The organism is Enterobacter cloacae complex sp. IR5450 (assembly GCF_049238665.1).
In the GTDB taxonomy this organism is placed as follows: domain Bacteria; phylum Pseudomonadota; class Gammaproteobacteria; order Enterobacterales; family Enterobacteriaceae; genus Enterobacter; species Enterobacter hormaechei_C.
On record NZ_JBMKIC010000039.1, the window covers coordinates 14,726 to 25,453 of the forward strand.

Annotated in this window: 11 protein-coding genes and 1 pseudogene; 5 read left to right on the plus strand and 7 right to left on the minus strand. The window is 53.6% G+C overall.

The features are described from left to right. Window positions 1–104 precede the first annotated feature (104 nt). From rpoE to ACOTYB_RS21450, 5 genes are all read left to right on the plus strand, one after another. Window positions 105–680, plus strand: a complete 576-nt coding sequence (rpoE, locus tag ACOTYB_RS21430; RefSeq protein WP_006176728.1) for an RNA polymerase sigma factor RpoE — start codon at window positions 105–107, stop codon at window positions 678–680. Window positions 681–711: 31 nt separating this feature from the next. Next, window positions 712–1,362 (plus strand): anti-sigma-E factor RseA, encoded by a 651-nt coding sequence (rseA, locus tag ACOTYB_RS21435; RefSeq protein ID WP_003860719.1) that lies wholly within the window; start codon window positions 712–714, stop codon window positions 1,360–1,362. Next, window positions 1,362–2,315: a sigma-E factor regulatory protein RseB gene (rseB, locus tag ACOTYB_RS21440; protein WP_003860717.1), complete on the plus strand. Its 954-nt coding sequence runs from the start codon at window positions 1,362–1,364 to the stop codon at window positions 2,313–2,315. The genes rseA and rseB overlap by 1 nt, the downstream gene beginning before the upstream one ends. Further along, window positions 2,312–2,788 carry a SoxR-reducing system protein RseC gene (rseC, locus tag ACOTYB_RS21445; RefSeq protein WP_003860716.1) on the plus strand — a complete coding sequence of 159 codons (477 nt, stop codon included), beginning with the start codon at window positions 2,312–2,314 and terminating at the stop codon, window positions 2,786–2,788. Before rseB ends, rseC begins: the two co-directional genes overlap by 4 nt. 431 nt (window positions 2,789–3,219) lie before the next feature. Beyond that, window positions 3,220–4,449 (plus strand): tyrosine-type recombinase/integrase, encoded by a 1,230-nt coding sequence (locus ACOTYB_RS21450; RefSeq protein ID WP_006811608.1) that lies wholly within the window; start codon window positions 3,220–3,222, stop codon window positions 4,447–4,449. Here ACOTYB_RS21450 and xis read toward each other — a convergent pair. The 7 genes and pseudogenes from xis to ACOTYB_RS21485 all read right to left on the minus strand — a co-directional run bounded on the left by xis (window position 4,427) and on the right by ACOTYB_RS21485 (window position 10,707). Then, complete coding sequence (gene xis / locus ACOTYB_RS21455) at window positions 4,427–4,711, minus strand: excisionase Xis (RefSeq protein ID WP_023314677.1); 285 nt, start codon at window positions 4,709–4,711, stop codon at window positions 4,427–4,429. The two genes, ACOTYB_RS21450 and xis, sit on opposite strands and share 23 nt — an antisense overlap. A 46-nt stretch (window positions 4,712–4,757) precedes the next feature. Beyond that, the gene (locus tag ACOTYB_RS21460; protein WP_032674007.1) at window positions 4,758–5,000 is read right to left on the minus strand and encodes a DUF4060 family protein; all 243 of its coding nucleotides are present in this window, start codon (window positions 4,998–5,000) and stop codon (window positions 4,758–4,760) included. Beyond that, window positions 4,987–5,610, minus strand: coding sequence for a hypothetical protein (locus ACOTYB_RS21465; RefSeq protein WP_006811606.1), 624 nt, complete (start codon window positions 5,608–5,610; stop codon window positions 4,987–4,989). The genes ACOTYB_RS21460 and ACOTYB_RS21465 overlap by 14 nt, the downstream gene beginning before the upstream one ends. 34 nt (window positions 5,611–5,644) lie before the next feature. Then, a pseudogene (locus ACOTYB_RS21470) lies at window positions 5,645–6,794 on the minus strand (RecT family recombinase). Further along, on the minus strand, window positions 6,769–10,188 hold the full coding sequence (locus ACOTYB_RS21475) for a RecE family exodeoxyribonuclease (protein WP_409249032.1): 3,420 nt from the start codon (window positions 10,186–10,188) through the stop codon (window positions 6,769–6,771). Before ACOTYB_RS21475 ends, ACOTYB_RS21470 begins: the two are co-directional and overlap by 26 nt. Before the next feature lie 139 nt (window positions 10,189–10,327). Further along, window positions 10,328–10,489, minus strand: a complete 162-nt coding sequence (locus ACOTYB_RS21480; protein ID WP_006811603.1) for a YdaE family protein — start codon at window positions 10,487–10,489, stop codon at window positions 10,328–10,330. Between the two features lie 11 nt (window positions 10,490–10,500). Further along, entirely contained in the window at window positions 10,501–10,707 is a 207-nt protein-coding gene (locus tag ACOTYB_RS21485) for a phage encoded cell division inhibitor protein (protein WP_032674134.1), read from the minus strand. Between the last annotated feature and the right edge of the window lie 21 nt (window positions 10,708–10,728).

The window sequence follows — 10,728 nt, forward strand, 5'->3', positions numbered from 1 at the left end:
ATTGAAGAACAGACACTCTAATTCGGTGCTTGCTCAAAGTGCAATGTTGTTAGAGTGGCGTTTCGATAACGCGTGGAATTTGGTTTGGGGAGACATTACCTCGGATGAGCGAGCAGTTAACGGACCAGGTCCTGGTTGAACGGGTCCAGAAGGGAGATCAGAAAGCTTTTAACCTACTGGTGGTGCGCTACCAGCATAAGGTAGCGAGTCTGGTTTCCCGCTATGTACCGTCAGGCGATGTTCCTGATGTTGTACAAGAGTCTTTTATTAAGGCCTATCGCGCGCTGGATTCATTCCGGGGGGATAGTGCTTTTTATACCTGGCTGTATCGTATTGCAGTCAATACGGCTAAGAATTATTTGGTTGCTCAGGGCCGGCGTCCGCCTTCAAGTGATGTTGACGCTATCGACGCAGAAAACTTCGAAAGTGGCGGCGCGCTGAAAGAAATTTCGAACCCTGAGAACTTAATGTTGTCAGAAGAACTGAGACAAATCGTTTTTCGCACGATCGAGTCGCTCCCGGAAGATTTACGCATGGCAATTACGTTACGGGAGCTGGATGGCCTAAGCTATGAAGAGATAGCCGCCATCATGGATTGTCCGGTCGGCACGGTTCGTTCACGAATTTTCCGTGCGCGAGAAGCCATTGATAATAAAGTTCAACCGCTTATCAGGCGTTGACGATAGCGGGATACTGGAAAAGGTATTAGGCATGCAGAAAGAAAAACTTTCCGCTTTAATGGATGGTGAAACGCTGGATAATGAGCTGCTCGATGAGTTGTCTCATTCTCCCGAAATGCAACAGACCTGGGAGAGCTATCATCTTATCCGCGACACGCTGCGCGGTGATACCAGTGAGGTTCTCCATTTCGATATCTCAGCACGCGTTATGGCGGCCATTGAGAACGAACCTGTTCATCAGACCACGCCGCTGATTCCTGAAGCGCAGCCTGCACCTCACCAGTGGCAGAAAATGCCGTTCTGGCACAAGGTGCGTCCATGGGCCAGCCAGCTCACCCAGATGGGGGTCGCTGCGTGCGTATCGCTTGCAGTTATCGTTGGGGTCCAGCACTATAACACTCAGTCTGAAGCCAATCAGCAACCTGAAGCGCCAGTGTTTAATACGCTGCCGATGATGGGTAAAGCCAGCCCGGTTAGCCTGGGCGTACCGGCAGATGCCTCCGCAAGCGGCGGACAGCAACAGCAGGTACAGGAGCAGCGCCGTCGCATTAATGCGATGTTGCAGGATTACGAGTTGCAGCGCCGTCTGCACTCCGAGCAGCTTCAGTTTGAGCAGGCCCAAACCCAGCAGGCTGCTGTGCAGGTGCCAGGAAACCAAACTTTAGGAACGCAATCGCAGTAATGAAGCAACTTTGGTTCGCCATGTCTTTGATGGCGGGTAGCCTGTTCTTCTCTGCTAACGCCTCGGCTGATGTTTCATCCGGGGCGTTGTTGCAGCAAATGAATCTGGCCAGCCAGTCACTCAATTACGAGTTGGCATTTATCAGCATCAATAAGCAGGGTGTCGAATCGTTACGCTACCGCCACGCCCGCCTTGATAACCAGCCGCTCGCCCAGCTTTTACAGATGGATGGCCCGCGTCGGGAAGTGGTCCAGCGTGGGAACGAAATCAGCTATTTCGAGCCTGGCCTTGAGCCGTTTACGCTCAATGGTGACTACATCGTTGACTCCCTGCCGTCGCTCATTTACACCGATTTTAAACGTCTCGCCCCCTACTATGATTTTATCTCGGTGGGGCGAACGCGTATTGCCGACAGGCTGTGCGAAGTGATCCGCGTTGTTGCGCGGGATGGGACGCGTTACAGCTATATCGTCTGGATTGACGCAGAGACGAAGCTGCCGATGCGCGTTGATCTGCTCGATCGCGACGGTGAAACGCTGGAGCAGTTCCGTGTGATCTCCTTTGACGTAAACAGTCAGGTCGGCAACAGCATGCAGAATCTGGCCAAAGCCAGCCTGCCGCCTTTGCTTTCCGTGCCTGCCGGCGATTCTGTCAATTTTAACTGGGTACCATCCTGGATCCCGCAAGGGTTCAGCGAAGTTTCCAGCAGTCGTCGCCAGCTGCCTACTATCGAAACTCCGGTTGAGTCGCGACTCTATTCCGATGGGCTGTTTAGCTTCTCGGTGAATATAAATCGCGCTACGGCGAACAGTTCCGAACAGATGCTCCGTACCGGTCGCCGGACGGTCAGCACGACGGTGCGCGATAATGCGGAAATTACCATTGTCGGTGAATTACCGCCGCCAACGGCAAAACGTATTTCAGACAGCATTAAATTCAGGGCTGCGCAATGATTAAAGAGTGGGCCACGGTCGTATCCTGGCAGGATGGCGTAGCGCTTGTTAGCTGTGACGTTAAAGCATCATGCAGCAGTTGCGCTTCGCGAGCCGGTTGCGGCAGCCGCGTGTTGAATAAGCTGGGGCCGCAAACGTCGCACACTATTACTGTGCCGAGCGCTCAGCCGCTGGTGGCAGGGCAAAAAGTGGAGCTCGGCATCGCTGAAGGTAGCCTGCTCACTTCCGCCATGCTGGTTTACCTTTCTCCGCTCGCAGGCCTGTTCGTGATGGGCGGGGTTTTCCAGATGCTGTTCGGCACAGATTTGGCCGCCATGTGCGGGGCCGCGTTGGGCGGCGTGGGCGGGTTCTGGCTTGCTAAAGGCGTTTCCCCAAGGCTTGCCGCCCGGGAAGCGTGGCAGCCTGTCATCCTCAGCGTTGCACTGGCACCCGACCAACTTCGTGTTGAGACGCTCTCTTCTGAGGCCCGGTGATCTGCCGGGCTTTATTATTATTTACATCGCCATAAAGAAAACGCCGTCTCTTCGCGCTATACCTGGCTCTAAGTGCAGTTCCAGCTGACGAGGATGTAGTGTAGAATGCTGCGTTTTCGCACTGAAAAACGTCAGGCTAAGAACAGCGGCCTCCAGGAATTCGTAAGGCATAATTATTTAACTATATGAAGAACATACGTAACTTTTCGATCATTGCTCACATCGATAATTGATACCCCGCCAGCCTCCGCAAACCTCCGACAAAAACGCCTCAAGATCCCCATCAAATCAGCCTTTCCAAAAATTATACTGTTTGCATGTACAGTCAACCTACGACATCATAAGTCATGGTTTTTGTGTCCACCAGTGCGTCCATATCCTATGATGGACACATAACCCCCCGTTCTGATGGACACACGCAGGGACAAATCATGGCTATTTCAGATAGTTATCTAAAGTCGTGCCTTGGGCGCGAACGAGACAAAGTTGAAGAAAAGGCAGACCGTGATGGTCTGTGGGTACGTATCTCCAAAAAGGGGGCCGTTACTTTTTTCTACCGATTCCGCTTCCTGGGTAAACAGGACAAGATGACGATCGGCAGCTATCCGGAGTTCGGTTTAAAGGCTGCGCGCGATGAAGTGGCTAAGTGGGCCGCTATTCTTGCCCGTGGCGAAAACCCAAGGATCAGGCAAAGCCTCGACAAAGCCAAGATTAATAGCCAGTACACCTTCGAAGAGCTGTTCCGTGAATGGCACTCAATGGTCTGCATTCAGAAAGAATCAGCCGGGCAGGTCCTCCGCTCGTTTGAACTGCACGTTTTCCCCAAGCTCGGGAAATACCCTGCGCATCAGCTCACGTTACACAACTGGCTCACTGTCCTGGACAGATTGGCCCAGGGTTACAGCGAGATCACCCGGCGCGTGATCAGCAACGGCCGACAGTGTTATTCCTGGGCAGTGAAACGGCAGCTGCTGGAAGTTAACCCGCTGTCAGAAATGTCTGGGCGTGATTTCGGCATCCAGAAACAAATGGGTGAGCGAACCCTGGACCGTAAAGAACTGGCGATTGTCTGGCGAGCCATTGAGGATTCCCGACTCATTGAGCGAAACAAGATCCTCTATAAATTGTCACTGATATGGGCGTGCAGGGTCGGCGAACTCCGGCAGGCTGAAGTCGCACACTTTGATTTTGAAGAAGGGATCTGGACTGTTCCATGGGAAAACCACAAGACAGGGCGGAAGACAAAGAAACCGATAATTCGACCTATCATCCCGGAAATGCTCCCGCTGATAAAACGGGCCATTGAGCTGGCGCCTGGACGCTTTGTTTTTTCAAAATATGAAGACAAGCCGATGAGTGAAGGCTTCCATATGAGCATCAGCAGCAACCTGGTTAAGTTCATGCTCAAGGCTTATAACGAGCAGGTCCCACACTTTACTATTCATGACCTACGCCGAACTGCGCGAACGAATTTCTCAGAGCTAACCGAGCCGCATATCGCCGAGATAATGCTCGGGCACAAACTGCCTGGGGTGTGGTCGGTATACGACAAGCACACCTATGTTGAGGAAATGAGAGTGGCATATGGTAAGTGGTGGGCCCGACTTATGAGCATCGTCGAGCCCGACATTCTGGAGTTCACGCCGCGTCAGGTCGGGTGAGGCGGCCTTTATCATCACGCGTGAGGTTTAAGTGGGACATAGGCTTGCGGGTGGTCCTGGACATCTCTCTGATTTGCCAGGCTGTAACTTTGGTTTTTAACCATTTATTGGGGCCGCCCATGTAAGCGCAATCGGGCTCAGGGAAAGGGTTCTCGTTTGGGGCTCTTTTCCTGTAGCGTTCGAGCGTACGTGAGGAAATACACAGCTGCCCGCAGATGTCTTTAGTGCTCATCAGCTCAAATTTATTCGTTGCTTTGCTCATCTTTATTCTCCAAGGGCCCCTACCGGGGCCGTTTGATAATTCTTTATCAGGACACCTGGCCGGGAAGGGCACGCAGGCGGCGCATGCCTGTCATTGCCGTGGCCACATAGCTCGTCTTGCGGTTCACCACCTCAACCCAGACCTTCACGCCTTCAACTCTCACCGTGTAGGTCTCTTTCATCTTGCTGCGCCCATAGTCGCCGTATCTTTGCTGGTGGGCAGCCAGCGCGATTTCGCATGCCTGACGCGCTAACGGGGATTGCTGGTTACCTCGGTTAATCAGTCGCATGGCCATCTCCTTCGATACGCTTAAACTCGATCACCCAGACCCATGGGTTAGCGCGCCAGCTGTCAGAACCGTAGATGGATTCCCACAGGTACTTAAATGCGCCTGTTGCCGTTGGTCTTCCGGTCATGTTGTGGCCTGCAATGCAGTCGTAACAGTCCTGTGAGTCAGCAAGTGCATCCATGTCGATGCCTTCCGCTTCTGCATCCGCTTCACTGATGCCATTCAAGCGCTCAATCCGCACCCCGGTAATCTCCAACGTGATGCGGCTCGCCCAGCGCGGCATGTGGATGCTTGGACGCCAGCGGCCTTCTTCTGGCCAGTCTGCTGGAGTTGTGGCGCGGTACGCTATGTCGTGGCTGTTCTGGTCGATGTTGTAGCGCGCCCACGTCTCGCGCACCCAGATGCGGTCGCCTGGCTTGCCAAATGCGCTGTTCAGATAGTTCCCTGCCGACAGCTCCCCTGCCAGTTCATTGCCAGCCAGCTCGCACCCAAGATTTCTATCCAATATCGGAAACTTTACCGGGCGCCGTGTCTGCGTCTTCCTGCCGTCGAGGATGGCGCGCACCATCTCGCTGTTAAAAATCATCCCGCGTTCGATAATTTTCGTCATGTTGTTACTGGGAGGGCGGACCCTCCCGCCTCCCTTAGTCCACGTATTCCGGTTTCATATCCGCCAGGGTGATGCTGAACTGATCGTGCAACTCGTCGCCCAAGTGACGCTTTGAAGATGCGAGCACACGCTCGGCTTCCGCGAACCGCTCTGTCGCGTCCGGTTCTTCCGGAGAAGGTAGGGAGTTGATAGCCGCCTCAACCTTGTTACGTGCATCGACCAGGTAGTACCGCTTAACGGCTTTGTTTTTCAGCTCGGTGAACAGTGCGGATCCAAGCGTCGCTTTAGCCGTTTCGATGTCGGCACGGACTGCTTTGGCGCTATCCACATCCTGAGCGGCCTCAATGCGGTCGCGGAAATCCTGGGCCAGGGTGTCGATATTTACAGATGGCTCCTGAGGATCCTGCGTGTTTACTACATTTTCACCTTTGATATCAGCCAGGCTCATTTTCTGAACCGGTGCCGGGTTAATTTCCCTTTCGGTGGGCTGCTCAATCTCATCAGGCGTGTAAACGCCTAGGATCACGTGCGGGCAGTACAAGCGCGCCCAATATTTCACGCCGAGATAGGCTATTTGCTGGTCGGGCTTTGAAACCCACAGCGGCGAATTTCGAGTAACTACCTGCGACAGGTAAAGAGGTTTATCCCAGGTGATTTCACTTTCACCACGAAGAATTGCTCCGACTTGAACATAGAGACCTTCTTCGTCTTCATCAGTCCAGTCGCGAACGCGTTCGGCAACAGTGTACTTACCGTTCTTACCCATTTTTTCACGGGTCACTTCTTTGGTTTTGGTGCAACGTTCCCAGTCGCCGCCGTAACGATAATGAAAACGGCCATGAATGGCACTGGAACTGGTAATTACGGCGTTAACAAGCTGCGCTTCATAACCCAACTGGCCGTTGACCAGGTGAGTTTTTTGCGCCACCGCGTAAGGGTTCATGCCCCACTGCATGGCTTGCATAACAATCGCCATGCAATCCGCAGGCTTTCCTGCCAAGTGTGCCGGTACTGTAACGACAGACTGGGCCATCAGCCCGGCGAAAGCCTGCAACTGACCCAGTGCCTGAACGTTGAAAATTGAGTTGCTGGCAGAGATAGTGTTTGGAGCCTGCTGCTCAGCAGTTACGATATTCATGTTTTCCATCATCATTCCCCTTATGCCTGAGTACGCAGCGCTTCAAGGCGGCGCAGGTCGAAGTCGTTCAGTTCGTCGATGTAATCGTCGATGATTGGCGCTGGCCATTCCCCTGTGTCGAAGCCGGTTGCTATAGCGCGCATTGCTTTTCGGTACTCGAGCATGCCCAGTTCCAGAAGGTCTGCGGATGCCTCGATGATGGCGATCCAGTGGTAGTTCTCGTCTTTGTTGACGAAAATCCAGAAGAACTGGTCCAGCGCCGCGGTTTCGCAGTACATAGCCGCGCTCAGGTGATAATCACGTTCAATGATTTCCCGGTGTAGCCTGGCGCGCAGGCTTTCCTGCTTAACGTTCCACATGCTGATGGTTTTCAGGTCAGCACCAATACGCACGCCGTCCAGGTCGATCTCAAGGTCAGGGCGCACACGAACTTCCAGGCCCGTCTCCTCATCAAAGCCGAAGTAACTCACCTCGACGGCGCGGCTCGGGTGGGTCAGCAGCATGCCAGCGGTCGAGTGTGCCAGAAGCGCTTTTTGAATATTCAGTGCGGTGCCCAGCTGCTGGCGAGTGACCAGCACTTTCCCCTCCGGGTTATCGCGCCAGGCATCCAGCAGCTCGTCGGCAAACACGGCATCTGGTTTGACTGTCTTCACGGCCTGAATCAGATCTGCCTTCGTGCCAGAGACTTTCAGCGGTTGTGGCTTCTGTGCTTCCTGCGCCACCATGTCAGGGTTGATGATCGCTAACTGCTCGAGCAGCGCGTCACGGCTGCCGCTAGTTTTAACCGGCGTCGGCAGGGTGGCGTTGTACTCTTTGATGCAGGCTTTCATTGCCGTTGCCGTCTGCTTCTGGTCTGCATCGATACGCTGGAAGTTAGCTGGCAGCGTCATATAGTTCTGCGCTGTTTCTTCCAGGCTAGCGCCCAGCGGCACCTGAGCGGGCAGGGTAGCGTTGTACTCTTCCAGTAACACCTTGATGTCGTCGGCAGACAGCAGCGCCGGCAGGCTGGCGTTGTACTCATCGATAAAGGCGCGCAGTGTCGGCGTGGTGGTGAATGCGCCTTCCGGGATAACCGGTTCAATGCTGAACTCCGCATCCAGCTGTTCAGGCTGCAACGCCAGCGCATGCACTAAGTTGCCCATGTCCAGAACAGCGGAGCGCTCTTTGACGATGGTTTTTTCAACGTGGCGCGCATTGAAGTACATCAGGCTGACGCGGGCGTCTTTTACCTGGGTTGAGCTGATGCCGTTGGCGGCGTGGTAAACCTCGTTCGGAAGACCTTCATAGCGGCCTGGCTCGAAATAAGCAGGATATTCAACAGATGGTTCTTCCTGATGCACTTCTGGTTCGTGTTGTGCCGATTCTGGTTCGCTTTGAGCAGGTTCTGGCTCTTCCTTGATGGCAGAATCTGTTTTTTGGTGATCACCGGCCTGTTCCTGATTCGCCAGGCTTGGCGCGGCAGCGGCCAGTATCTCTACCGGAGCTACGGTAACTGCTTGCGTATCAACTGCATCAGCGCCTTCGCCTGGTTGTACCGGATCAGTATTTTCGACTTTCTCTGGCTGAGTCGTTTCCATCTGCACATCGCTGGTGGTCTCCGCTGCGTTTTCCGTTTTTTCGGCTTCATTTGAGGCGTTTTGGTTGAGCAGGGCATCAATGGAAAATATGCCGTTGCCCATACTTGTGATTTTCGGTTGTCCTTTCGCTTCCTCGGCGCGGCGGCGCGCACCTTCTTCACGAATCCGTTGTAAATTCTCTTCGTGAGTAGTGGTGGCCACACGCTGGGTCATTTCCCATTTCGGATCTGTTGGGTCGCTAATACCCTCGACAAACTCACCACGTTCGGCTGCCAGCTGCTTGCCCACGTTTTCACGTGAAATACCTGGAGCGGCAGAAGGCAGCGGCATTAACTCTGTTGTCGAATTGAAATTTGTTGTCATCGTTCGATTAACAAATTCCAAGTGAGCAGCAGGCGTCTTGTGGATGTTCTCAGGAGCGATACGCACCAGGTTAAAAATTGCCGTCCGGTTAACCGCCAGAACGCCGGGCTGGTTGCGCAGAATGCTGCTCCATGATTTCCACGGCTCCTCTTTTTTAGCGACAATTTCCTTCGCGCGGCGCAGAACGCTGCCTGGTATTTCGTGTGGGTTGAAGTCCATCGGCAGCAGGGCGCAGGCGATCTCGAGATCGAGAGAGTCCAGCGTATGGTGTGCGCCTTCGCCGCGGTCAGTAACATGGCCGCCATCAGCGTTAGTGCCGGAATCAGTACGCTGCACGCTGCTGATGCGGTTTCCGGCAGCCCATTCGCGCGCCAGGATGCCACGGTCAATGTAATCAGTTTCAGTCCATATTTTGGTGAAACGAAGAACCAAAGCGAGTTCGTGACGCTTCTCCTGGCTGAACACCTTGCGAATGGCGTCGGTATAGCGCCAAAGGTCTTTGGTATCGTAACCCTTAACCTCTTCGCAGTTTTCTGCCGCCAGCAGCAGGTTCTGAACGTAGCTGTTGTCAGTGTCCATCTCGAGCGTGCTGATAGCTTCGTACTCCTCGCGGGTTACGTGGTGGCGCATTTCGTCGGTGGTGAACTGTGAAAGAAGTTGTTTGCGGAAGGGCATTCTGCACACTGGATAACGGGTGTTTTCATCGTCGTGCTCGCCGATCTGGATACCGTCATCAATAGCGATATGCTGATCAGTTTCAACCCCGGCGTCGCTGGTTCTTTCTGATTTGAGCAGAGTAAGCTTTCCGTTCTTCCACTCTCTCACTACCTCATTACGGTCACCGGCATCAACTCTCAACCAGTCGGCCATGAAAGCAGCAAGTAGCTTTACTTCGTGCTCTTCATCTGGCGCGAATACCTGCTTAATCGCCTGGACCAGTTTCCATTCAGCGCTCAGGCTGAGTTCGGCAACTTCAGGGGTGTCATTCTTCGCCAGGAGCAGATTCTGGAGATAGGTGTTGCCTTCATCCAGCGACATTTCGCTGGCAGCCAGCTGCTGCTCTTTACTGATATGCGTCTGATATTTGTCGCAGGTCAGGTGGAAGGCAAAACGGACTGCTGGAGTACGGTTTTCAAGCGTAACACTCTCGTCGATAGTTTCGACTTTAACGGTCGTTTCCGGAGCGGAAGTGTTGTCCACAGGGCTAGTCGACTCAGCAACAGCCTTTGGCAGCCAGGTGCGTCCATCGTCCTGGAGTGCGTAGCGCTCGCACCAGGTGTAATCCACAGTGCCTTCTTCCGGAAGGTCGTTATATACGGGGAAATCGGTGCGGATCGGTTTGGCGTAGTCTTTACCGCGGCCAGTTTCTTCAATGCCTGCTTCTTCCAGTGCAACATCGAGTTGGAGATTGGCGCGGGCTGCACTTTTCGCAGTGAACCAAATAACCGCATCTTTCTTGCCAGATTTCTGACTGGCTTTGAGCAGATGGAAAAATTCCATGTCAGATCCTCATTTTTGGATGTAAGATCCCCGGGCCAGAAATAGCGCCCATTGGGGGTGTTTTTGGTTTGGTATAAATTCCGGTGTAACTTTGGTCGGTGTCACCGGACGTATAGGCCCGCTTCGGCGGGTTTTTACGTTATGCTTCGTGAGCCATCTGGTCGAACGAAGCGCAACGCACAGAACAGTAATCACGTTGTTCGCGTTTCAACTGCGAGCCGTGGATGAAGAGCAGTTTGTTTTTAACTTCCTTCCCTTGCTCGATCGGCTTGCGGCAGTACGCGCATTTCTTTTCCTGCATAACGCCCTCCGTTAATGGCTAAGGCCATTTCCAACGCCGTTTAAATAGACCTCAACCAGCAAATCTTTGGTGTAGGTGCGTTCGACGCCACGGTGAAGATACAGACGGCCTCGTGCATTAGCAGACGCGGTCCAGGTTGAATCTTTGTGTTTGACGAGCATGCCTGGCATAACTGCGCCGCGGTTGACCGTCTGGGTGCCATAGTGCTGATGAACCATGATGATTCCCTCTTGTTTGCC

What these genes read in the sequence shown, in the direction of transcription:
- rpoE (WP_006176728.1), top strand. Translation starts at nt 105, where the DNA reads ATGAGCGAGCAGTTAACGGACCAGGTCCTGGTTGAACGGGTCCAGAAG.
- rseA (WP_003860719.1), top strand. Translation starts at nt 712, where the DNA reads ATGCAGAAAGAAAAACTTTCCGCTTTAATGGATGGTGAAACGCTGGAT.
- rseB (WP_003860717.1), top strand. Translation starts at nt 1,362, where the DNA reads ATGAAGCAACTTTGGTTCGCCATGTCTTTGATGGCGGGTAGCCTGTTC.
- rseC (WP_003860716.1), top strand. Translation starts at nt 2,312, where the DNA reads ATGATTAAAGAGTGGGCCACGGTCGTATCCTGGCAGGATGGCGTAGCG.
- ACOTYB_RS21450 (WP_006811608.1), top strand. Translation starts at nt 3,220, where the DNA reads ATGGCTATTTCAGATAGTTATCTAAAGTCGTGCCTTGGGCGCGAACGA.
- xis (WP_023314677.1), bottom strand. Translation starts at nt 4,711, where the DNA reads ATGAGCAAAGCAACGAATAAATTTGAGCTGATGAGCACTAAAGACATC.
- ACOTYB_RS21460 (WP_032674007.1), bottom strand. Translation starts at nt 5,000, where the DNA reads ATGCGACTGATTAACCGAGGTAACCAGCAATCCCCGTTAGCGCGTCAG.
- ACOTYB_RS21465 (WP_006811606.1), bottom strand. Translation starts at nt 5,610, where the DNA reads ATGACGAAAATTATCGAACGCGGGATGATTTTTAACAGCGAGATGGTG.
- ACOTYB_RS21475 (WP_409249032.1), bottom strand. Translation starts at nt 10,188, where the DNA reads ATGGAATTTTTCCATCTGCTCAAAGCCAGTCAGAAATCTGGCAAGAAA.
- ACOTYB_RS21480 (WP_006811603.1), bottom strand. Translation starts at nt 10,489, where the DNA reads ATGCAGGAAAAGAAATGCGCGTACTGCCGCAAGCCGATCGAGCAAGGG.
- ACOTYB_RS21485 (WP_032674134.1), bottom strand. Translation starts at nt 10,707, where the DNA reads ATGGTTCATCAGCACTATGGCACCCAGACGGTCAACCGCGGCGCAGTT.